Here is a 22,638-nt window from a genome sequence, read left to right as displayed (position 1 = left end):
AAAAAGTTAGTTTATATACTGTATGACTTCATCCAAAAAGTTGCTAATATATGTAAAATTGACAATAATATATTAGGAACATAAAAAGAATGGAGGATATTGAGATGAAGTTAGAAGGAAAGGTTACAGAGAGAAGATTAAAGCAAGTTAATCCAGAAATATTAACAAGTATATTATTAGTAAGTGCTACAATATTAGCTTTAATAATGTCAAATACAGGTTTAAGAGAAGAATATCATTATGTATTTAATGATATTAAAATATTTGGTGAATTTAATTTACATCTACTAATAAATGATTTTTTAATGGCAATATTTTTCTTAGTAGTAGGGTGTGAGATAAAATATGAAATATTACATGGTCATTTATCGAGTGTAAAAAAAGCTGCATTTCCAGTTATAGCAGCATGTGGTGGAGTAGCATTACCAGCAATCATATTTCTAATGTCAAATTATAATACAAGATTTTCTAATGGTATAGGAATACCAATATCTACTGATATAGCTTTTGCAGTAGGAGTATTTATGGTATTAAAAAATAAATTAGATCCTAGTTTAAAAGTATTTTTACTATCTCTTGCAGTGGTTGATGATTTAATATCCATATTAGTTATAGGTATAGCATATTCTTCAGATATAAATTTAGTAGGAATAATAGGTGCTATAGGTGTAATGTGTATCTTGATTTATATGAACAAAATATTAAAAGTAAAAAAAGCAATGCCATATATGGTTGTAGGAATAGCACTTTGGTTTTTTGTTTATATAAGCAAGATACACTCAACAATAAGTGGTGTATTATTAGCAATGTGTTTACCAGCAAATAGTGATAATAGTGATAAAAGTGTATTAGAGAATGTAAATGACAATTTATCACCATTATGCAATTATTTAATACTTCCGTTATTTGCATTTTCAAATACTGGAATAAATTTATCAGCAAACGTAAATTACTCGGAACTTAAAACACTTATAAAAGGTATAATGGGTGGTCTTATAATAGGAAAACCACTTGGAATAATGCTGTTTAGTTATATAGGAGTAAAATTACACTTAATAGAAAAACCCAAAGATACTACATGGTCATCTCTTCTTCAAGTTGCAATACTTGCAGGTATAGGATTTACAATGTCTATATTTGTTACAGAAATAGCATTTTCAGGGAATCAAGATATAATAGATGCAAGTAAGATATGCATATTAGTATCAGGAGTTTTATCATCAACGTTAACTTGCACAACAATATTTTTAAAACCGTATTTAAATAGAAGATATATAATATCTCACTTACCTTTTGGATTAGGTAAATAATATTAAAAAGTATAGAGAGGTTATCAGAGAAGTATATAGATGAACCTCTTTTTTTATTATAAAATTAATTAATATAGTCTAAATTATGGAAAATAAAATATATATAGATTAGAATAGACCTAAATAAATTTAGAGTGGGGATGAAAAATGAGCGAAGTTAAAAGACTAGGTGAAAAATATTTACAACATATGATTAATTTAAGAGAAACGATACACATGTATCCAGAAGATGGTTTTAGTGAATTTACAACATCAAAAATAATAATCGAAGAACTAGAAAAACTAGGTATAAAAGTTCAAAAAAATGTAGCTAAGACAGGCGTAGTTGGATTAATAGAAGGTAAATATCAAGGAAAAACAGTACTTCTTAGAGCTGATATGGATGCATTAAAGATACAAGAGCAGGCAGACGTAGAGTATAAATCAAAGATAGATGGAATGATGCATGCTTGTGGTCATGATGGTCATGTTGCAGGTCTTTTAGGTGCAGCGATGATACTTAATGAACTAAAAGATAACTTACATGGTAACGTAAAACTAGTATTTCAACCAGCAGAAGAAAGAGATGGTGGTGCTCTTCCTATGATTGAAGAGGGAGTACTTGAAAATCCAAAAGTAGATGCAGCATTTGCAGCACACTTATGGGGATATTTAAATGAAGGAGAAGTACATTTAAAAGAAGGCGCTATGATGGCATCACCAGACATATTTAATATAAAAGTTATAGGAAAAGGTGGGCATGGAGCAGTTCCTCAAGAAGCAATAGACCCAATAGTTATAACTTGCCAAATTGTAAATTCATTACAAACTATAGTAAGTAGGAAAATAAATCCGCTAGACCCAGTAGTTATAACTTGCGGAAGAATACAAGGTGGAGATTGTCATAATGTAATACCTAATGAAGTTGAGTTAGAAGGAACTATAAGAACATTTAATGAGGAAACTAGAAACTGGGTGCCAAAAGTTATGGAAGATTTAATAAGGGGGATAACAACCTCTCAAGGAGCAGCTTATGAATTTAAATATGAACCTAAGTATCCAGCATTAATAAATGATAAATATATGACTAGCTTTGCTAAAGAATCATTAAAAAAAGTAGTTGGAGAAGAAAATGTATTTGATTTAAAAGAACCTAATATGGGTGGAGAAGATTTTGCTTACTTTGCACAGAAAGTTCCATCAGCATTTATATTTGTTGGAATAGCGAATAATAAAATTGAGCCAGTTATTCACCATAACCCATACTTTAAATGGGACAGCAAAAATGTAGGCATATTAGCTCAAAGCTTGTCTCAAATAGCAATTGATTATTTAAAGTAAATTCTATTAGGGGGCGATATAATTGGGAAAAGTAAAAACAGAAAATAAAAAAGTTGGTTTATTAGATAGGGTATTAAATTCAGTAGAAAGAGTAGGAAATAAACTACCAGATCCAGTTACAATATTTTTTATATTATGTGGAGTAATATTTGTATTATCAGCAATTATATCAAGTCAAGATGTTAGTGCAATTCATCCATCAACTGGAGAGAAAATAATAGCTATAAACTTATTAACTAAAGAGCAACTTAAGATATTCTTAGGTAGCATAGTTTCAAATTTCCAATCATTTGCACCATTAGGACTTGTACTTGTTACAATGCTTGGTGCAGGAATAGCAGAAAAAACAGGTCTTATGGAAGTATTAATGAAACAAAGTTCCTAAAAAATTAGTTACTGGAACTATAATATTTGTTGGGATAGTAGCAAATGCAGCAGCTGATGCAGGGTTTATAGTGCTTCCACCGTTGGCTGTACTTGTGTTTATAGGTATAGGAAGACATCCATTAATAGGTATGTTTGCAGGGTATGCAGGAGTTGCAGCAGGATTTTCTGCAAATATAATAGTTAGTATGATAGATGTATTATTGGCAGGATTTACAGGTCAATCTGCACAAATGGTAGATCCAAATTATGTAGTAAATCCAGCAATGAATATGTATTTCTTAGCTGTATCTGCAGTAGTATTAACTATACTTGGGTCGATTGTAACTGAAAAATATGTAGCTCCTCGTTTTGGAAAATACGAAGGCTTAGCAGAGGATACATCAACATCAAAAGAAGTTACGCCACTTCAAGCTAAAGGTCTTAAATATGCACTATATTCATTATTATTAGTAGTAATTATAATAGTTGGGTTATCTATAGGTAATGATGCATTCTTAAGAGATAGCGAAACAGGATCATTACTTTCTAATAGTTCAACTTTAATGAAAGGTATAGTTCCGATAATAACAGCAGTATTTCTAGTTCCAGGATTTGTATATGGTAAAGTTACTAAGAGTATAAAAAATGATAAAGACTTAGTTTCTATGATGGGTAGCTCTATGAGTGATATGGGAATGTATATAGTTTTAGCATTTGCAGCAGGACAATTTTTATACTTATTTAATGCAAGTAATTTGGGTACTATATTATCTATAAAAGGAGCGCAGTGGCTTCAAAATGCAGGTATGACAGGTAAAGGGCTTATAGTAGCATTTGTATTATTTGCAGCATTTATAAATATATTTGTAGGAAGTGCATCTGCAAAATGGGCAATAATGGGACCTATATTTGTACCAATGTTTTTATTATTAGGATATGACCCAGCATTAACTCAAGTTGCTTATCGTATAGGGGACTCTATAACTAATCCATTAAGCCCACTTTTCCCATACTTTCCAGTAATATTAGCATTTGCTAAAAAATATGATAAAAATATAGGTATGGGTACTATAATAGCTAATATGCTTCCATACTCAATAGTTTTTGCTATTGCTTGGATAATACTTCTTTTAGCATTTATGATATTTAATATACCTCTAGGACCAGGAGGGGCAATATTGTATTCAATATAGAATGAACTAAATATATGTAATGAAATAATAAATGCACTTAATTTAAGTTTATAAACCTTAAATTAAGTGCATTTGCTATTTTAATTTGATAATACATATATATTAATGTTAATTTTAATAGTTAAAGGGAAGATAATCTAATATATTTAAGAATAGTAGAAGATAGTTTTACTTTATTTTTATTTATAATTGATTTTAAATTAAACTCTAATAAGTTATTATGATTACAAAAGCAATTACTTATGTTTATAAACTAACATATGGGGTATAAAAATAAATAAAAGTATAATAATTTAAAGGAGATTAAAACAATGATAAGAGTATGCCCATATTGTTCAAATATAAATGTAGACAAGTTAAAAAAGACTATAGGAGAAGAAAATGTTAAAACTGGATGTATAGGTGCATGTAGATCATTTTCTAAGGAAGCTGTAGGAAAAATAAATGGAGAACTTGTTATAAAGCAAACAGAAGATGAATTTTTAGAAGCTGCAAAAAATAACAAATAAAAAGGGAATTTAACCAAAGTATTTAATTTCATATATAAAGGTGTGGTGAATAATTTGGTAAAAAGAGAAAATGAATTAAGAGATCAAGATGTTAACCATTTAAAAATGATACGTATAAAAAGTAGTAGCAATTTTGCTACTACTTTTTTAATAGATATTCTTTATGAAGTACCCAAGTATTATTTTCCCATTTATATATACAAATATTATCAAAGTTACAATTAAAATCACAAGGTATATAACTTACATAGTTTAATAAATCATTAAATATATTTTTTATTTTTTTTGAACTTATAGTAATATGAAATATTTTATTTTTACCATCTAGTTTATCAAAGTTTATATAATCAATACTACTCATAGAATCTATTAGATTATCATGAAGAATTTTGCCTTCTTTACTCATAATTACTTTCATAAATATAACCCTATCATCAAAATGGTCATATCCTTTTATTTTATAAGGTGCAGAATAGTTTTCTTTACTAAATTTATCTAAGGTATTTTCTAATTGTACTATATTATCGGTTTCAAATGGAGACTTGATAGTAAAATGTGCAGGAAGTTTAGATGATTTAGCATTAAATTTCTCGTACACTTCTTTTCTTAAATTATTATTAAAATTACCTGCTTCTCCTTTAACTACACTTACAACAACATATCTCATAAAGTACTCCTTTGTATTTAATTTTATGTACATAGTATAAATTATCATATTAAAATTTATACCATATACATAAATATTATATACTTATAATATGATATAAATAAGTGAAAATATGAAGATTTATAAATACAAAAAGTAAAATATAGTTAAATATAAACTATTTAGTAACAAAATAGTAATCAAATTTTAGGAAAATTAGTGTATAATTATCTTAAAATTAATTTCAATATTTTGGAGATGATAAAATGAGCTTTATTAAAAGATTAAAAAATGTTATAGAAGCAAAGGCTAATAAGGTATTAGATAAACATGAAGATCCAATAGAAATGTTAGAACTTTCTATAAAGAAAAAAGAAGAATTACTTACAAATGCTAAAAAGCAATGTGCAAACTTTATAGCTACAGTAGATAGCATAAGAGATGAGAAAAATGAACTAGAAGAAAAAATAAATAAATATGAAGAAGCTACTAAAGCAGCGATATTAAAAGAAGACACTGAAAAAGCACAATCATTTGTTAAACAAAAGCTAGATTTACAAGAAAAGTTAAATCAAACTAATTCTAGAATAAAAGAACAAGACGATAAAATATCTGCTATAAAAGTTAAGATAGAAGAGTTAGAAATAGAAATATCTAAAATGAAGTCTAAAAAACAAGAGTTAGCAACAAGACTTGATGTTGCACAGATAAATAATGAAATAAATGAAACTTTAGCAGGTCTTAATGATGACCATGGTATAAATTTAGATGAGCTTGAAAAGAAAGTTTCTCAAAAAGAAAACTATGGAAAGGCTTTAGATGAATTAAAGCCTAAAAATGAAGATGAGTTATTAGATGAATATATAAAAAGTTCGCCATCAGTTGATTCTAAAGTAGCTGAAGAATTAGAAAGAATAAAAGAACAAATGAAAAAATAGTATATTAAAGGTAGATGGTTTAAAGCTATCTACCTTTAATAATGTATGTCATTAATAGTTTGGTTTTAGAGGTGGTAAATATGGAAGATACAATAGTAAATGAAAAAAATAAATACAATAAAGCATATACTGAATTAATGTTTTGTGTAGATGATTTAAGAAAAATGTTAGATACTGAGGAACTAGAAAAAAGAAGTTTTATAAGTAAAGTTGATACGCTAAAAGATTATATTGAGTTTTTAGATAACTTAGAAAAAGAAAGTAAAAAGGATAAGGGATTATTTAAAAAACTATTTAAAATAGAAAATGACTCAAATCAAAAAATAAGTAAGTATCTTACACTTGATAAGCGTAGAGATTTAGAAAAGATTGATAAATGCAGTAAGTGTGAATGTAGAAACTGTGTAAGTATTTGTAATATGAATCATTGCTTTAACTGTAGAGAAAAAGAGTATATAGTAAAATGCGATAAAGACACTGCATTACTTACAAAAACTACTGATACAGTAGAGCTTTACCAAGGTGATGAAAAGTTTGTATTCAATGTAGCAGGTTATTTAGTAGAAAAAGATGATAATGGAAACTTTAGTAGATATGTATATTTAATAGATAGCAAAGATTATGATAACCAGCATATATTAAAGTACTCAAAGTTTAAAGGAGAAGAATCATATGATTCAGTTATAACTGATGGTACTCAAGATGAGTTAATTAGAATAAATGATAAATTTATAGAAATGGGGTTAAGAGTATAGTATGAAAAATAAGAAAATAAAAATAGCTTATCTTTTAACGACATTTATATTTTTATTTACTTACATAGGGGGAGTATTAGGAAATATAAAATCTTATGCATATGATGCTACTTATGTAGCATTAGTTTCTACAACTAAACCTAGCTCTGGAAGTTTTAAAAGTTCAACAAAAAGCTCAACAAAAAATTATTCCACAAAGCAAAAAAGCACAATAAAGCCAGATTCGGGAAGTTTTTCTACAAAGCCAAATACTAGTACCAACAATTCAGGCTCATCAAGTACTATAAAACCAGATTCAGGAAGTTTTTCTACGACTCCTAAAAATAATAATAGTAATAGTAGTAATAACAATACTAACACTAATAATGATTATGATGACTATGGAGGTAGAACCTCTAAGAAATCTATATTTGGAGGAAGTTACTACGGAGGATATAGTCCATTTAGAAGAGTCTATTTTGGATATGGAATAAGTTCTTGGATTATGAAACTAGTAATGCTTATAACTGTAATAGTAGTTATATACATTATAATTGATTATATAAGAAGTAAAAGAGATTAAAGTTTAATATTTGTATAATAAAAATAAGTAGGATAATAATATAAAATTATACCTACTTATTTATTTAATATGAATTTATTTAACATAAACTCCTGATACATAGCCATATCTACCATTGTATTCTATTTTATGCCAATCAAATTTTGTATCTATAACTTTAACTTTAGTTCCTTGAGGTAAAGTACCTATAATACTAAAGTTTTTACCTCTATCACTCATTATATCTACAGTATTTAAAGCAGTAGCCAATTTAGAATTATCATTTTGTGTAGAATTAGTTGAATTTGATGTATTTACATTATTTTTATTATTTATATTAAAATATTTTTTCACACCTAACACTATCCCATCTACTAATTTATTTTGATATTCAGCAGTATTTAATTTGTATGCTTCTGATGGATTTGATATAAAACCACATTCTAAAAGAATAGATGTTTTTTTATTATCTCTTAACACTTGGAAGTTTGCTTCTCTTACATTTCTATCATTTGCATTTGTAGAATTTATAATACTTTTATGTATAGCATTAGCTAGCTTTTTATTTTTATCTCCAAGATAATATGTTTAGATACCATTTGCACTTGTAGTAGAAGCTGCATTTTGATGTATTGAAATAAATATATTTGCATCTGAATTATTTGATTTAATTGTTCGATCTGATAATGATAGGTATGTATCGTTATTTCTGCTCATTTCAACTTCAAAACCTTCATTTATTAATTTATTTTTTAGTTTTTGTGCAATTTGTAAATTAAGAACATCTTCTAAATATCCATTATGAGAACTTCCATTGTCTTTACCACCATGGCCAGCATCTATAAATACTTTATAGCTTTCTGCATTTGATATTGTAAAACTTGATGCTAACATTGCTGTCAGTATAGATGTTAGTGCAACTTTTTTTAATTTTTTATTTGTCAAAATATCCCTCCTGTATGTGTAAAATATTCCATAATATATTATATATATCGGCAATATATATTTCAATATATTATATTAAATCAATAAATTTAGATATAATTTTAGAAAAAATGTAAAACTATATCTAAATAAATTAATAAAAAGTTATTGAAAAAATAAAATAAATAATGTAACATACCTATATGGGGTATATGTGAGATATAAAAATAATGAAAGGAGATACCTTATGCTAAATAATAAAGAAACGTATAAAATAGGTGGCATGACATGTGCATCTTGTGCAAAGGCAGTAGAAAGAGTAACAAAAAAATTAGATGGAGTAGAAAGCTCAAGTGTAAATATAGCAACTGAAAAGCTTAATATAGAGTATGATAAGCAAAAAGTAAGTTTTGATGATATAAAGTTAGCAATAGAAAAAGCTGGATATAAAGTTATAAAAGAAAATAATACTAAAAGCTTAGAATTAAAAATAGGAGGCATGACATGTGCAGCCTGTGCTAAAGCAGTAGAAAGAGTAACAAAAAAATTAGATGGAGTAGAAAAATCAAATGTAAATATTGCAACAGAAAAAGCAAGTATAGAATATGATTCATCTAAGGTTAAAGTAAGTGATATAAAGTCGGTAATAGAGAAAGCTGGGTATTCAATAATTGAAGAAAATAAAAAGACTTTAGAGTTAAAGATTGGTGGAATGACATGTGCAGCATGTGCTAAAGCTGTAGAAAGAGTTACGAAAAAATTAGATGGAGTAGAAAACTCAAGTGTAAATATTGCAACAGAAAAAGCAAATATAGAGTATGATTCATCTAAGATTAAATTATCACAGATAAAATCAGCAATAGAAAAAGCAGGATATTCAATAATTGAAGAAAAAAAAGAATCACTAGTAGATGAAGATAAATTAAGAAAAGAGAAAGAGATGAAAACTTTATTTACTAAATTTATAATAGCAGTAGGATTTTCAGTTCCACTATTTTATATAGCTATGGGTCCTATGATATCAAAGCCTTTTGGTCCTTGGCCAGTCCCAAGTATTATAGACCCAATGATAAATCCATTAAATTATGCACTTATACAAATGATATTAGTAATACCAGTAATGATAGCTGGTTATAAGTTTTATGTCAATGGATTTAAATCGCTTATAAATAGAAATCCAAATATGGATACACTAGTTGCAATCGGAACATCAGCAGCATTTTTATACAGTGCGTATACAACATTTAAAATAGCAACTACTACTATGGAAGTAAATCATGGGCATCACCAATTATACTTTGAAAGTGCAGGTATAATAATTGCTTTAATATTACTTGGGAAATATTTAGAATCAAGATCTAAAGGTAAAACAGGAGAAGCTATCAAAAAACTTATGGGGCTTCAGCCTAAAACTGCCTTAATAGTAAAAGGTAATCAAGAAATAGAAATACCAATAGATGAAGTTGAAGTAGGAGATATAATAATAGTAAAACCAGGTAGTAAAATACCAGTTGATGGCGTTGTCGTAGAAGGCCATACATCAGTTGATGAATCAATGCTTACTGGAGAGAGTATACCTGTTGAAAAAAATGTTGGAGATAATGTAACTGGAGCAAGTATAAATAAAAATGGTGTTATTAAGTTTAGAGCAGAAAAAGTAGGTTCAGATACTGTACTTGCTCAAATCATAAAACTTGTTGAAGATGCACAAGGTAAAAAAGCTCCAATAGCAGCACTTGCAGATACTGTATCTGGATACTTTGTACCAACAGTTATAATAATAGCTTTAGTATCAGCAACACTTTGGTTTATAGTTGGAAATAAGGATTTAGAATTTGTTCTTACAATATTTATATCAGTACTTGTAATAGCATGTCCTTGTGCACTTGGACTTGCTACACCAACAGCAATAATGGTTGGGACTGGTAAAGGTGCAGAAAATGGGATACTTATAAAAAGTGGAGAGGCTTTAGAACTTGCACATAAAGTAGATACTGTAATATTTGATAAGACAGGTACAATAACAGAAGGAAAACCAACTGTTACAGATATAATAACTACTAATGATATAGATGAAAGATACTTAATTCAATTAGCAGTAAGTGCTGAAAAAAATTCAGAACATCCACTTGGAGAAGCTATAGTAAAATACGGAGAAGAAAATAATATTGAATTTAAGAAAGTAGAAGAATTTAAAGCTATACCAGGACATGGTATAGAGGTTACAATAGATAGTAAGGTAATATTACTTGGAAATAAAAAGCTTATGAATGATAAAAATATAGCTTTAGGAAGCTTAGAGGATAAATCTGATGAGTTAGCATATGTTGGAAAAACTCCTATGTATATATCAATAGATAACACCTTAGGTGGAATAATAGCAGTAGCAGATACTGTTAAAGAAAATAGTAAAAAATCTATAGAAAAGCTTCATGAAATGGGAATAAAAGTAGCTATGGTTACAGGTGATAATAAAAAAACTGCAGATGCTATAGCAAAGGAAGTTGGAATAGATATAGTAGTATCAGAGGTTTTACCAAAAGATAAATCTAATGAAGTTAAAAAGCTTCAAGAACAAGGCAAATTTGTTGCAATGGTTGGAGATGGTATAAATGATGCACCAGCACTAGCTCAAGCTGATATTGGTATAGCTATAGGAAGTGGTACAGATGTTGCAATGGAATCAGCAGACATTGTATTAATGAAGAGTGATTTAATGGATGTACCAACTTCTATAAAGTTAAGTAATGAAACTATAAAAAATATTAAGCAAAACTTATTCTGGGCATTTGGATATAATACTATAGGAATACCGATAGCAGCAGGACTTTTATATATATTTGGTGGGCCTCTTTTAAACCCAATGTTTGCAGCAGCTGCTATGAGTTTAAGTTCTGTTTCAGTTGTTACTAATGCACTTAGACTTAAAAACTTTAAAGGTTATAGACAATAAAAGCTAAATACAAATTTTAATAATTAAGAGAAAAATAGGTATTATTATATGTTCATGATAATACCTATTTTTTATTATAAATTGTTTATATTATTAGTTCACACTAAATTCATAAAAATAGGATACAATATTTATATAACTAAAGAAAAGGGAGATGAAAAAATGAATGCATCTATATTAGTAATAGAAGATGATAGCAGTATACAAGAACTTATAGTTGAGTTTTTAAGTTCACAAGGATACAATGTAGACTTTGCAAGTGATGGATTAGAAGGAATATCAAAATTCAAACAAGGAAATTATGATTTAATAATATTAGATATAATGATGCCGAATTTAGATGGATACTCAGTTTGCAAAATGATTAGAAAAAATTCTATAGTGCCAATAATATTCTTAAGTGCATTAAATGAAGAAGAAAACCAGGTTAAGGGATTTGAACTAGAATGTGATGATTATATAACTAAGCCATTCTCATTTAACCTTTTAATAAAAAGGGTAGAAGCTGTTTTAAGAAGGAGTACTAAATCAAATAGTGAAGAGTTATTACAATTTGAAGATTTAAATCTTAATTTAAATACATATACAGTTGAAGTTGATGGTGAAACAATAGAACTGACTTTAAAAGAATTTAATATATTAAAAACTTTAATAGAAAAATATCCACAAGTTATAACTAGAGAAAACTTACTTGATTCAATCTGGGGATATGATTATTATGGAGATACTAGAATAGTTGATGCACATATAAAGAATCTAAGAAAGAAAATAAAGTTACAATATATAAAAACTGTAAAGGGGATAGGATATACACTTGAGAAGAGTATTTAATAAACTAGAAAATATAAACATAAAGTATAAGCTTTTTTTTATAACTACAGGACTTTTAGTAGCACTTGCTATAATAATATATATGATTTTATATTTTCTACTACCTACATACTATCATCAGTACAAAATAGATCTTTTGGATAAAAGTGTAAGTACATTATGTGAAAATTCACCTAGACATAATACAAATCATTTACAAGAAAGATTATATTATATGTCTAAAAATCAAAATTTATCGATTATATTAAAAAATCATAATGGTAAAATACTATATGGGAAAAATGAAATTGTGTTATCAAGATATAGTAAGTATATATTAGGAAAAACTCCAGATGATGAATACCATGTAACAGTTCCTATATATACTAATGACTCTATAACTCCTTATACACTAGATATAGTAATGCCTCTACAACCTATAGATGAGGCTAATCAAGTCATAAGAAGATTAATGCCGTTTATATTAATAGTTGCACTTTTGATAGGAGCAATAGGTGCATATATTTATTCAAAGGTGATAACTAAACCACTTATACAAATTATAGAAAGTGAAAGAGAAGCAGAAAATAGAAGAAAAGATTTTGTAGCTACAATATCTCATGAGTTAAAAACTCCTATAACTATAATAAGTGGTCAACTTGAAGGTATGATGTATAATATTGGAAAATATAAAGATAGGGATACATATTTAAAAAAATCCTATGAATCCACACAAGAATTAAGAGATTTAGTTAATGAAATGATAGAAGTATCAAAAAATGAAATATTAGAAACTGACTTATCTTTAAGTACAGTTAATCTTAGCAATATTTTAGAAAAGCTTATAAAAAAACATCAATTCTTAATAGATGAAAAGAATATGAATGTTGTACTTAAAATAGAAAGTGATGTTTATGTAAAGTGTGATGAAACAAGAATTGAAAAAGCTATAAATAATATAATAATAAATGGAATAAAGTATTCTCCAAAAGATGAAAATCTAATAGTAAGGCTTTATAAGAAAGGCTATAAAAATAGCAAAAAAAATAATCAGTATAGAGCATATTTAGAAATAGAGAATACTGGTGTTACTATAGATAAAAAATACTTAGGTGAAATATTTAATCCATTCTTTAGAATAGAAAAATCCAGGTCAAGAAAAACTGGAGGAAGTGGTTTAGGATTATATCTAGTAAGTCAAATACTTAAATCACATGGATATTACCATAGTTTAAAAAATAAAGAGAACTCTGTAGTATTTACTATTGAATTTAAAAATTAGATTTCAAAAACTATTCACAAAAAACTCATATTAAATTCATATAAAAGAGTTATTATATAACTAAAGAAAGAACTAACTTAAAAACCATAATATAATACCCTATTGTAAAATAAACCCCACGAACATCCTCCACAATGTTTATTTTGCAAGAAAGCCCCATAATTAAATTTTATGGGGTTTTTTATTTACTAAGAGGTCAATTATATATCCCATAACTATAATACCTGGTATATTTATAATTAACCTATATAATGTAAACTTATATCCAAGAGCTCCAATTTCAAATAAGAGTGTAGAAAATTTAGTTACACACCATGCATTTAAAAAGATAATTATATTTGAAAACTTAACTCCTTTTTTTAATAAAACAGCAGCAAATGGAAATCCAGCATACATAGGTCCAGCAGCAAAGAATGCAAATATAAATGATAAAAGTATTCCAAGAATTTTAGAACCATCTCCCATATATTTCATAAAATATTCTCGAGGAATCCATTCATCCATAAGTCCGAGTAATATCATAACTGGAGGTAAGACACATAACATTTGAATTAAACTAGATTTAATATTTTTAAATGCATAAACTCCAAATTCATTATTGTATATTGAAACTAATATAAGAACAAATGAAAATATTAGAAAATATTTATATCTTTTAATTATTTTTGAGATATTCACTTAAGCACACCTCCCATAAAAATAGCAACAATAAATGAAAACAAAAAAGCAAAAAAGTTTCTATAAAAAGCAGATTTTTTACCTATATATTCAGCCTCTAACGGAAAAGTCAACATTCCAACCATGGTAAGCGTAGTAATTAAAGCAGAAACTTGAGCATAACCTGCTCCATTTTGAAGTAAAGTATTACCAGTTGAAAATGCAACAAAAGTTGGCATCATAGCAATAGAGCCAACTATAGAAGATAATAAGACTCCCAAAATTCCAGAATCTTTACCGATAAGCTTTGATATTGTTTCTGGTTTTAAAATAGTTAATGTTATAGCGATAACTATTACTATAGATAAAAATTGAGGCATTATCTTTTCGAAAGATTTAATACCGTTAATAACTGCTTTTTTAGTTTTTTCTTTGTTTTTAAGAAATGATACTAAAGTAAGCACTATACAAAGTCCGTAAAGAATGTAAGTCATTAAAATTATCCCTCCCTTTATACTCATAGTATGAAAACTCAGAAATAATAGTTAAAGGTTTATATTATAAAATAAAATTATTTATTTTGGGAAAAATAAAAATTAAAAGGAGGGTTTGATATGAGCCATATAAATGATATGAATGATATGAAAAGAGAAGTTAAAAAAACAGCTAATAAAGCTAAATACATGGCAAAAGAAGTAGCAGAAGATGTAAAAGATAATTTTGAAGGTGCAATGAATATAATGGAGTCTAAAAAAGATGAATTGGTTGATATGTACGAACAAAAGAAATTTGCACACGATATAAAAAAACAAATGAAAAATGAAATGAAGTAGTAATAATAGGTGTATCAATATGATGCACCTCAGATTGTAGACAAAATAGCCATTTTTAACTTATATAAAATGGCTATTTTCTTTTTTATAAAGATTTTTAGTGATAATATACTAAAAATAGGCGTGAGCCTTAGATTATTGGATGTATCTTTCCACATCCAATTAGCTAATTTTTTTAGATTCATGCATGAGAAAATAAGACTCACCTCCATCTCAATTTTCGACAAGCCTCTTAATTTTGTATATCTCATACCATGTTTCTCTTTTGCATCTGCAAAAACTCGTTCAATTGTTTCTTTACGTTTACTGTAAACTTTTTTTACATATGGCTTATGTCTAAGATGATCAGCTTCTTCTAAATAATTTTGCCATATATGCCTTGTAACTAACTTTTGTTTATTTTTACTATTAGTGCAAATATTTAAGTGTTCACAAGATTTGCAATCACTTGGATTAGATTTATACTCTCTATACCCATCTCTATTGGTAGTTGAATATTTTAAAATTTTATTATTAGGACAAATATAACAGTCATAATACTCATCATATACATATTCATATTTCTTAAAAAATCCTTTTTTAGTCATAGGTCTTTTATATGGAATAGCAGGAATTATACCATCATCTAAAATAGTTTTACAAATATAAGGAGTTATATATCCAGCATCTATAGCTATCGCTGTTGTATGTTGTTTACTATTATTTTTTATCTTTTGATATAAATCGGAAAAAGCTACGCTATCATGTATGTTACCAGATGTAATATGAAAATCTAATATGAAATTATTGTTATCACAAGCTGTATGCGCTAGATATGCGAAGCATTTTTCTTTTTCATTTTTGAAGAACATGCCACTATCCTTATCTGTATTACTCTCTATTTTTTCCTTTTTTTTTACCTCTTCATTTTTCACTTCACATAATGGACTTTTTCCATGTTTTAATCTATCTTCATTTATCTCTTTTTCTAGTTTTTCTTGATAATGCTTAGCTTGAATATCTACCTCTACTTTAGTATATTTTTTCTTATTAGCACTAGCTTTTATATGTGTTGAATCTATATAGATATTAGAAGAATCTACAAATCCACATTTTGTAGCTCTCGCTAAAATTTCTTTAAATATTGATTCAAATAAATCTGTATTTTTAAATCGTCTTTCATAGTTTTTATTAAAAGTTGAGAAATGAGGAATTTTTTCAGTTAATGAGTAACCTAAAAACCATCTATACGCTACATTTACTTCTATTTCTCTAATTGTTTGCCTCATTGAAGGTATGCCAAATAAATATTGAATTAAAACTATTTTTATTAAAACAACAGGATCTATACTTGGAGCTCCTAACGGAGAGTATAAATCTTTTACTTTATCATAAATAAAACTAAAATCTATTGCATTTTCTATTTTTCTTACTAAATGGTTTTCAGGAACCAATCCATCTAATATAACATTTATTTCATCATCTCTAAAATTTTCTTTTCTTATAGTTAACATATTTATCACCTCATAAAGAGTATTGACAAAAATAAAAGAGCGTAGACTTTGTCTACGCTCTGAGGTGTATCAATATGATGCACCTATTATTTTTTTAGTTTAAATATATGATTATATGAATATAAAAGTATATAAAGGGGGGAAATAAGGAATGAATTTTAAATTAAGAAAGTACATGGGTCCTAATTTTAATGAAGAAAAATTCTTAAATGCACCTAATGTATCATATGAAGAAGTTAAAATTGAAGGTGTGGCACCAGATAATTATCATGCAATGTCTATATATCCAGAATATTTTAAAATTGATGGAAAATGGATATTAGCAAAAGAAAGCAGAATGGATGGAGTAGTAGTAATAAATGATAATTTAGAATTAGAAGTTAAAGAATTTAGAAACTTAAAAATGGGGGATAAAGTTATAGTAGGAAGAACTGAAGATGCTAGTGAGGGAATTTATTTACATGCAAATGGTTTTTCTCAAATAGACTATGAAAAGGATATTTTTGCATTTAGAGGTGAAAGATCTAGGGAAACATCTTACACTAAGGATTATGAACAATTATATGAATTACTTAAATATGAAAAAGAAAATGGATATGTAGTATGGGTATTAGGCCCAGCAGCTGTATTTTCAAAAGGATCTAGAGATGCGATGGCAAAACTTATAGAAGAGGGATATGTTGATGCATTGCTTGGGGGAAATGCAGTGGCTACTCACGATTTAGAAGCAGGAATGTTCAATACTGCTTTAGGCCAAGATATATACACTCTAGAACCTAAACATAATGGACATTATCATCACTTAGATTTACTAAATAAGGCAAGAAAAGCAAGCTCCATAGAAAAACTTATAGAAAGTGAAAATATAAATAGCGGAATAATTCATGCATGTGTAAAAAATAATGTACCTATAGTTTTAGCAGGTTCTATAAGAGATGATGGACCTCTTCCTATTGTGATATCAGATGTATATAAAGCACAGGATATGATGAGAAGTCATATTAAAAAAGCAACTACAGTTATATGTCTAGCCACACAATTACATTCTATTGCTACTGGAAATATGACCCCATCTTACAGAGTTATAGATGATAAAATAAGGCCTATTTATTTTTATAGTGTAGATGTATCTGAATTTGCTGTAAATAAATTAAGAGATCGAGGAAGTTTGGAAGTTACAACTATAGTCACAAATATACAAGACTTTTTAGTTAAGTTAAAGGAAAATTTAGCATAAAATAAAATAATTTAACCTATTATGTAACTTTTTAATATAATTTTTCATATTCTATTATATAAAAAAGTAATGGGGGAATTATATATGGCTAATAAAAAAAGAAAAAGACCTAATGGAACATCTAATCAAAATAATCAAAATAATAAATCTAAAAATAATAAAAAGAATAACAAGAATAAAGCAACTAACAATAAAAATGAAATGAATGAAAAATTAAAACAAGTATTATTAGAAAAATTAATAGAAAAGCTTAAATAATAAAAATCAAAGCCCAAGTTAAAATCTGGGCTTTGATTTTTATTATTTAATAGAATTTAAATTTATAACTAAGAATATATAAATTAAAAATTATTAAAAAATGAGGGAAATTTCTCTTGTTTTTAACTTATATAAACATTGATTAAAGTAAGTTTAAAACTCTAAATTTAAAGATAGCAATCTATTTTTTAAGTCATTCATTATATTAATTTCCTCTTCAATTGTATCAGCATTATAAGTTACTGAAAATCTTAAGAAAGATCCACAATCATCCCAAGGAACTGTAGATATTAATGCATTTGATAAAAGATATAAGGTAGCATCTTCTGCTGTTTTAAATTTAATTCCATCCTTTACACCTTTAGGAATAGGGACATAAATATAAAATCCAGCTTTAGGTTTTTTTGCTTCAAAGCCAATTTCTTTTAATGTTTCAGTTAAAAGATTAAGTCTTCTAGAATATCTTTCTCTGTTAATATCAATTAAATGATAATTATCAAGTGCAAATACACCTGCTTTTTGTATAGCTCTAAATTGTCCAGAATCTGTATGGGATTTTACCGAAGAGAATAGTTTTATAAACTTCTCAGAGCCAACTACAAAAGCAAGTCTCCAACCAGTCATATTGAATGATTTAGACATGGAGTGTATTTCTACACAAACATCTAAAGCACCGTCAACAGATAATATGCTAAGAGGTTTATATCCATCATAAGTTAGATGACCATATGCTAAATCTGATACAACTAAGATATTATTTTTCTTAGCGAAATCTACAATATCTTTATAAAATTCATAAGTTGCAACTTGGCCTGTAGGGTTATTAGGGTAGTTTACATAAATCATTTTAGCTCTTTTTAAAATATCATTAGGAATGCTATTTAAATCCATATAGAAGTTATTTTCTTTGCAAAGAGGAATGTTATAGATTTCTCCTCCTAAAAGCTTCGTATAAGTTCCTAAAGTTGGATAGGCAGGTGATGGCATTATACATATATCACCGGGATTAATAAAACATATTGGTATCATAGCAAGTATAGATTTAGATCCTATTCCGTGCATTACATTAGATATAGTAAGATTTTCTATACCATATACATTATTTAAATATCTACAAACTGCTTCTTGAAATTCTTCGATTCCATTATCAGCATAATACCTATTTTCTGGCTTTCTACATTCATTATTTAACACATCACATATAAGTTCATCAGCCATTTTATCAGGTTCTCCTACACCCATATCAATAAGTTTAATATTTGGATTTTTCTTTATAGTTTCATGAGTTAATTGTTTAATCTTTTCAAATTTATAAAGTTTTTTAGGGGCATTAAAGAAAGAAGAGCCTCCTAATGAATTAGCAATTAAATTGTCCAAAAAACCCATTGTCATACCTCCAAAATAAATAGTATAGTATATACTATTTATTGGTTATATATTTGGGAACTGAATCTATAATATTAATATAAAACGTATATAAGTGTAAAATTTTAAAATATGCTATAAAGTAATTATTTACAAGTTTAAAAAAATATATAAAGGAAAAACTATGTTTATACATAAGAAAGGGTGATAATTTTGGATAAATCAAAAGCAAGAAGAGATAATAAAAATCAATCAATACAAAATATAGTAAATCATTCTCAAGGAGATAAAGATCTTGTATCAAATCTGGAGCAAGTTCAAGTTGTAAACAGTAAAGGAAATAGTAAAAAAGATAATAGTCTCCCTAAAAATAACATGATTTAAATATATAAAGAGTGTCCTTTAATCAGACACTCTTTATATTTATAAACTAAAGCAAGAACTTTCTACAAAAAAAATCATATAATTATACAAGAAGGGTATTGTCTACTTTTCTTCTAAAAAGGAGGTTTTTGTATTGTCAAGTTCAAGTAATAAAAAGCGTACAATAGGTGAAAAGAACTTAGACTATAGAAAAATATTTCTAGGAGTAGATGTTAAATTTAAACTAGAAAATGGTAAAAAACTTATACCTATTGGATTTGATAATGGAGCAACAACACCAGCTCTAAAATGCGTATTTGACGAGGTATATAATAATTTATTAATATATGGCTCGATAGGTAGAGGTCAAGGTCCAAAAGGCGAACTATCAACAAGAAAATATGAAGAGTCTAGAGATAAAGTGTTAAAATTTTTTAATTTACAAGACACAAATACTCATACAGTTATATATACAAAGACTACAACTGAATCTTTAAATATCTTAGCTAATATACTAATAAAAAATAAAAATGATAAAGTACTAACAACTAGAATGGAACATCATGCAAATGACCTTCCTTGGAGGAAAAATGCTACAGTTGAATATGTAGATGTAGATGAATTAGGAAGGATAAAAATAGAAGATATAGAAAATAAACTAAAAAAAGAAAATGGGAATATAAAAATAGTTAGTGTAACTGGTGCATCTAATGTAACAGGGTATATAAATCCAATACACGAAATAGCAAGACTTGCACATAAATATGGAGCAATAATTGTAGTAGATGGAGCTCAATTAGTTGCACATAAAGAAGTTGATATGAAAGGTAAAGATCCTTCAGAGCAAATAGACTTTTTAGTATTTTCAGCGCATAAAATATATGCACCATTTGGAAGTGGTGTAATAGTTGGTCTTATAAAAGATCTAGATGTTAAAGAACCTTTTGTAAAAGGTGGAGGATGTGTAGATTACGTATTTGATGACAACGTAATTTGGAGTGAGCCACCAAGTTTACATGAAGCTGGAAGTCCAAATTTTATAGGAGCAATGGCTATGGTTAGAGCATTAGAAGAGTTAAAAAAAATAGGATTTGAAAATATATATAATCATGAAAGAAAAATTAAGGACTACTTGATTGAAGAAATGAAAAAAATTGATAATGTAATAATATATGGAGATACTGAAAATACTGAAGATAGATTAGGTGTTATATCTTTTAATATAAAGAACAAAGATTGTTATAAAGTAGCTGATATATTTGCAAAAGAAAGTGCAGTGTCGCTAAGAGCAGGTAAGTTTTGTGCACATCCATATGTAGCAAGATTATTAAAAGTAAGTAATAGTTACGAAGAATATGAGAAAAATCTAGATGATGCTGATTTTGGCATGGTTAGGCTAAGTATAGGATTGTATAATACAATGGAGGAAGCAAAAATATTTATAGACGAGTTAAAGAGAATTGCATTGGATATATATTGAAAAAAGTAGCCAAAATTATGGCTACTTTTTTTATAAAATAAAAATAAAAAATTTTATAGGAAAGTGTTTACAGAATGATAGTAAACGATTACTATATAGATATAAGGTTATAGTAATCGTTTACTATAATGGTTATAAAAAATATATAGATTAAAAAAGGGTTTATTTACTCTTATAAATTTAATAAAAAATATATTTAATAAAAGGAGTATTGAGATGGTAAATAAGTTAAAAGCAGATTTTAAAAGAATATTTGAAAGAGAAAGTGAAGAAGTATTTTTCTCACCAGGTAGAGTTAATTTAATAGGAGAGCATACAGACTATAATGGAGGTCATGTATTCCCTTGTGCGCTATCATTTGGTACTTATGGAGTAGTAGCGAAAAGAAATGATAAAAATGTTAGAATGTATTCTTTAAACTTTGAAGATATAGGAATAGTAGAATTTAACCTAGATTCTATGGAATATAATGAAACACATGATTGGGTTAATTATCCAAAAGGTGTAGCAAAAGTTATACAAGATAAAGGCAATAACATAGAACATGGTCTTGATATATTAGTATATGGAAACATACCAAATGGAGCAGGTCTTTCATCTTCGGCATCACTTGAATTATTAATGGCAGTTATATTAAATGATACATTTAACTTTGGAATAGATACAGTAGATATGGTTAAATACTCTCAAGAAGCTGAAAATAAATTTATAGGTGTCAACTGTGGTATAATGGATCAATTTGCAATAGGTATGGGAAAAGATAGATGTGCAATATTACTTGACTGTAATACATTAAACTATAGATATAGTGAAATAAATATGGAAGGATACTCTATAGTTATAGGAAACACTAATAAAAGAAGAGGTCTAGCAGACTCTAAATATAATGAGAGAAGAAGTGAATGTGAAAGAGCATTATCTAATCTTCAATCTAAACTAAATATAAAGTCATTAGGTGAATTAAGTGAAGAAGAATTTGAAACTAATAAAGAATTAATAGAAAATGAAATAGATAGAAAAAGAGCAAAACATGCTGTATATGAAAATCAAAGAACATTAAAGGCTGTTAAAGCATTAGAAGATAACAACTTAGAATTATTTGGACAATTAATGGTTGGTTCTCACGTTTCTTTAAGAGATGATTATGAAGTTACGGGAATAGAATTAGATACATTAGTTAGTTTAGCACTTAAGCAAGATGGTGTAATAGGTTCTCGTATGACAGGTGCAGGATTTGGGGGATGTACAGTAAGTATAGTTAGAAATGAAAGTGTAGGAAACTTCATAGAAAATGTAACTAAAGGATATGAAGAAGTAATTGGATATGAACCAACATTCTATGTTGCTAGCATATCAAACGGAACTAGAAAAATAGGATAAATATAACTTATTAGGAGGAGATATA

21 protein-coding genes and 2 pseudogenes are annotated in these 22,638 nt (G+C 27.3%); 16 read left to right on the top strand and 7 right to left on the bottom strand.

Annotation, left to right across the window (positions count from 1 at the left end; translation table 11 throughout):
• Positions 1 to 104: 104 nt before the first annotated feature.
• The 4 genes and pseudogenes from nhaA to BN7997_RS11930 all read left to right on the top strand — a co-directional run bounded on the left by nhaA (position 105) and on the right by BN7997_RS11930 (position 4,698).
• Complete coding sequence (nhaA, locus tag BN7997_RS11945) at positions 105 to 1,310, top strand: Na+/H+ antiporter NhaA (protein WP_071120992.1); 1,206 nt, start codon at positions 105 to 107, stop codon at positions 1,308 to 1,310.
• Positions 1,311 to 1,457: 147 nt separating this feature from the next.
• A complete protein-coding gene (locus BN7997_RS11940) occupies positions 1,458 to 2,630 on the top strand; it encodes a M20 metallopeptidase family protein (RefSeq protein WP_071120991.1) in 1,173 nt (390 codons plus the stop codon).
• 22 nt (positions 2,631 to 2,652) lie between these two features.
• Positions 2,653 to 4,189 (top strand): annotated as a pseudogene (locus tag BN7997_RS11935) (AbgT family transporter).
• 311 nt (positions 4,190 to 4,500) lie between these two features.
• Entirely contained in the window at positions 4,501 to 4,698 is a 198-nt protein-coding gene (locus BN7997_RS11930; protein WP_071120990.1) for a DUF1450 domain-containing protein, read from the top strand.
• A gap of 139 nt (positions 4,699 to 4,837) precedes the next feature.
• Here the strand turns inward: BN7997_RS11930 and BN7997_RS11925 are convergent, their stop codons facing one another.
• Positions 4,838 to 5,365, bottom strand: coding sequence for a 2'-5' RNA ligase family protein (locus BN7997_RS11925; RefSeq protein WP_071120989.1), 528 nt, complete (start codon positions 5,363 to 5,365; stop codon positions 4,838 to 4,840).
• 245 nt (positions 5,366 to 5,610) lie between these two features.
• Here BN7997_RS11925 and BN7997_RS11920 point away from each other — a divergent pair, with 245 nt between their 5' ends.
• From BN7997_RS11920 to BN7997_RS11910, 3 genes are all read left to right on the top strand, one after another.
• Positions 5,611 to 6,282 (top strand): PspA/IM30 family protein, encoded by a 672-nt coding sequence (locus BN7997_RS11920; RefSeq protein WP_071120988.1) that lies wholly within the window; start codon positions 5,611 to 5,613, stop codon positions 6,280 to 6,282.
• A gap of 80 nt (positions 6,283 to 6,362) precedes the next feature.
• Positions 6,363 to 7,037, top strand: a complete 675-nt coding sequence (locus BN7997_RS11915) for a hypothetical protein (RefSeq protein WP_071120987.1) — start codon at positions 6,363 to 6,365, stop codon at positions 7,035 to 7,037.
• A gap of 1 nt (position 7,038) precedes the next feature.
• A complete protein-coding gene (locus BN7997_RS11910; RefSeq protein ID WP_071120986.1) occupies positions 7,039 to 7,599 on the top strand; it encodes a hypothetical protein in 561 nt (186 codons plus the stop codon).
• Positions 7,600 to 7,674: 75 nt separating this feature from the next.
• Here the strand turns inward: BN7997_RS11910 and BN7997_RS16085 are convergent, their stop codons facing one another.
• On the bottom strand, positions 7,675 to 7,818 hold the full coding sequence (locus BN7997_RS16085; RefSeq protein ID WP_242873452.1) for an SH3 domain-containing protein: 144 nt from the start codon (positions 7,816 to 7,818) through the stop codon (positions 7,675 to 7,677).
• Positions 7,819 to 7,938: 120 nt separating this feature from the next.
• A pseudogene (locus BN7997_RS16080) lies at positions 7,939 to 8,472 on the bottom strand (N-acetylmuramoyl-L-alanine amidase family protein); the annotation flags it as partial.
• Positions 8,473 to 8,749: 277 nt separating this feature from the next.
• Here BN7997_RS16080 and BN7997_RS11895 point away from each other — a divergent pair.
• From BN7997_RS11895 to BN7997_RS11885, 3 genes are all read left to right on the top strand, one after another.
• Complete coding sequence (locus BN7997_RS11895) at positions 8,750 to 11,455, top strand: heavy metal translocating P-type ATPase (protein WP_074010979.1); 2,706 nt, start codon at positions 8,750 to 8,752, stop codon at positions 11,453 to 11,455.
• A gap of 162 nt (positions 11,456 to 11,617) precedes the next feature.
• Complete coding sequence (locus BN7997_RS11890; RefSeq protein ID WP_071121421.1) at positions 11,618 to 12,286, top strand: response regulator transcription factor; 669 nt, start codon at positions 11,618 to 11,620, stop codon at positions 12,284 to 12,286.
• Positions 12,270 to 13,547, top strand: coding sequence for a sensor histidine kinase (locus BN7997_RS11885; protein WP_071120983.1), 1,278 nt, complete (start codon positions 12,270 to 12,272; stop codon positions 13,545 to 13,547). The genes BN7997_RS11890 and BN7997_RS11885 overlap by 17 nt, the downstream gene beginning before the upstream one ends.
• Before the next feature lie 162 nt (positions 13,548 to 13,709).
• Here the strand turns inward: BN7997_RS11885 and BN7997_RS11880 are convergent, their stop codons facing one another.
• Together BN7997_RS11880 and BN7997_RS11875 are read right to left on the bottom strand one after the other, a co-directional pair.
• Positions 13,710 to 14,225: a permease gene (locus tag BN7997_RS11880; RefSeq protein WP_083335105.1), complete on the bottom strand. Its 516-nt coding sequence runs from the start codon at positions 14,223 to 14,225 to the stop codon at positions 13,710 to 13,712.
• Positions 14,222 to 14,698, bottom strand: a complete 477-nt coding sequence (locus tag BN7997_RS11875; protein ID WP_242873415.1) for a permease — start codon at positions 14,696 to 14,698, stop codon at positions 14,222 to 14,224. The genes BN7997_RS11880 and BN7997_RS11875 overlap by 4 nt, the downstream gene beginning before the upstream one ends.
• A 120-nt stretch (positions 14,699 to 14,818) precedes the next feature.
• On the opposite strand from BN7997_RS11875, the gene BN7997_RS11870 reads away from it, so the two are divergent.
• Complete coding sequence (locus BN7997_RS11870; protein WP_071120981.1) at positions 14,819 to 15,037, top strand: hypothetical protein; 219 nt, start codon at positions 14,819 to 14,821, stop codon at positions 15,035 to 15,037.
• 29 nt (positions 15,038 to 15,066) lie between these two features.
• Here BN7997_RS11870 and BN7997_RS11865 read toward each other — a convergent pair whose 3' ends face one another.
• Entirely contained in the window at positions 15,067 to 16,530 is a 1,464-nt protein-coding gene (locus BN7997_RS11865) for an IS1182 family transposase (protein ID WP_071119372.1), read from the bottom strand.
• A 151-nt stretch (positions 16,531 to 16,681) separates the two neighbouring features.
• Between BN7997_RS11865 and BN7997_RS11860 the strand changes: the two genes are divergently transcribed.
• Together BN7997_RS11860 and BN7997_RS15650 are read left to right on the top strand one after the other, a co-directional pair.
• The gene (locus tag BN7997_RS11860; protein ID WP_071120980.1) at positions 16,682 to 17,767 is read left to right on the top strand and encodes a putative NPN-dependent ornithine cyclodeaminase; all 1,086 of its coding nucleotides are present in this window, start codon (positions 16,682 to 16,684) and stop codon (positions 17,765 to 17,767) included.
• A gap of 84 nt (positions 17,768 to 17,851) precedes the next feature.
• Positions 17,852 to 18,025 (top strand): hypothetical protein, encoded by a 174-nt coding sequence (locus BN7997_RS15650; RefSeq protein WP_154665256.1) that lies wholly within the window; start codon positions 17,852 to 17,854, stop codon positions 18,023 to 18,025.
• A gap of 153 nt (positions 18,026 to 18,178) precedes the next feature.
• On the opposite strand, the gene BN7997_RS11855 is transcribed toward BN7997_RS15650, so the two are convergent.
• Positions 18,179 to 19,411, bottom strand: a complete 1,233-nt coding sequence (locus BN7997_RS11855; protein WP_071120979.1) for an LL-diaminopimelate aminotransferase — start codon at positions 19,409 to 19,411, stop codon at positions 18,179 to 18,181.
• A 192-nt stretch (positions 19,412 to 19,603) separates the two neighbouring features.
• Between BN7997_RS11855 and BN7997_RS15645 the strand changes: the two genes are divergently transcribed.
• From BN7997_RS15645 to BN7997_RS11845, 3 genes are all read left to right on the top strand, one after another.
• Positions 19,604 to 19,774 (top strand): hypothetical protein, encoded by a 171-nt coding sequence (locus tag BN7997_RS15645; protein ID WP_154665255.1) that lies wholly within the window; start codon positions 19,604 to 19,606, stop codon positions 19,772 to 19,774.
• 133 nt (positions 19,775 to 19,907) lie between these two features.
• Positions 19,908 to 21,233 carry an aminotransferase class V-fold PLP-dependent enzyme gene (locus tag BN7997_RS11850; RefSeq protein ID WP_242873414.1) on the top strand — a complete coding sequence of 442 codons (1,326 nt, stop codon included), beginning with the start codon at positions 19,908 to 19,910 and terminating at the stop codon, positions 21,231 to 21,233.
• Between the two features lie 216 nt (positions 21,234 to 21,449).
• Positions 21,450 to 22,613 (top strand): galactokinase, encoded by a 1,164-nt coding sequence (locus BN7997_RS11845; RefSeq protein ID WP_330385880.1) that lies wholly within the window; start codon positions 21,450 to 21,452, stop codon positions 22,611 to 22,613.
• The last annotated feature ends 25 nt before the right edge of the window (positions 22,614 to 22,638 follow it).

Source organism: Romboutsia timonensis (assembly GCF_900106845.1).
Taxonomy (GTDB): Bacteria; Bacillota; Clostridia; order Peptostreptococcales; family Peptostreptococcaceae; genus Romboutsia; species Romboutsia timonensis.
Note: the sequence above shows the minus strand (reverse complement) of the source record. Positions and strands in the feature narration are given on the sequence as shown.

Coding starts and splice junctions, on each gene's coding strand:
- BN7997_RS11845 (WP_330385880.1), top strand. CDS start 21,450: ATGGTAAATAAGTTAAAAGCAGATTTTAAAAGAATATTTGAAAGAGAA.
- BN7997_RS11890 (WP_071121421.1), top strand. CDS start 11,618: ATGAATGCATCTATATTAGTAATAGAAGATGATAGCAGTATACAAGAA.
- BN7997_RS16085 (WP_242873452.1), bottom strand. CDS start 7,818: ATGAGTGATAGAGGTAAAAACTTTAGTATTATAGGTACTTTACCTCAA.
- BN7997_RS11925 (WP_071120989.1), bottom strand. CDS start 5,365: ATGAGATATGTTGTTGTAAGTGTAGTTAAAGGAGAAGCAGGTAATTTT.
- BN7997_RS11940 (WP_071120991.1), top strand. CDS start 1,458: ATGAGCGAAGTTAAAAGACTAGGTGAAAAATATTTACAACATATGATT.
- BN7997_RS11870 (WP_071120981.1), top strand. CDS start 14,819: ATGAGCCATATAAATGATATGAATGATATGAAAAGAGAAGTTAAAAAA.
- BN7997_RS11910 (WP_071120986.1), top strand. CDS start 7,039: ATGAAAAATAAGAAAATAAAAATAGCTTATCTTTTAACGACATTTATA.
- BN7997_RS11855 (WP_071120979.1), bottom strand. CDS start 19,411: ATGGGTTTTTTGGACAATTTAATTGCTAATTCATTAGGAGGCTCTTCT.
- nhaA (WP_071120992.1), top strand. CDS start 105: ATGAAGTTAGAAGGAAAGGTTACAGAGAGAAGATTAAAGCAAGTTAAT.
- BN7997_RS11920 (WP_071120988.1), top strand. CDS start 5,611: ATGAGCTTTATTAAAAGATTAAAAAATGTTATAGAAGCAAAGGCTAAT.
- BN7997_RS11895 (WP_074010979.1), top strand. CDS start 8,750: ATGCTAAATAATAAAGAAACGTATAAAATAGGTGGCATGACATGTGCA.
- BN7997_RS15650 (WP_154665256.1), top strand. CDS start 17,852: ATGGCTAATAAAAAAAGAAAAAGACCTAATGGAACATCTAATCAAAAT.
- BN7997_RS11860 (WP_071120980.1), top strand. CDS start 16,682: ATGAATTTTAAATTAAGAAAGTACATGGGTCCTAATTTTAATGAAGAA.
- BN7997_RS11930 (WP_071120990.1), top strand. CDS start 4,501: ATGATAAGAGTATGCCCATATTGTTCAAATATAAATGTAGACAAGTTA.
- BN7997_RS11875 (WP_242873415.1), bottom strand. CDS start 14,698: ATGACTTACATTCTTTACGGACTTTGTATAGTGCTTACTTTAGTATCA.
- BN7997_RS11915 (WP_071120987.1), top strand. CDS start 6,363: ATGGAAGATACAATAGTAAATGAAAAAAATAAATACAATAAAGCATAT.
- BN7997_RS11865 (WP_071119372.1), bottom strand. CDS start 16,530: ATGTTAACTATAAGAAAAGAAAATTTTAGAGATGATGAAATAAATGTT.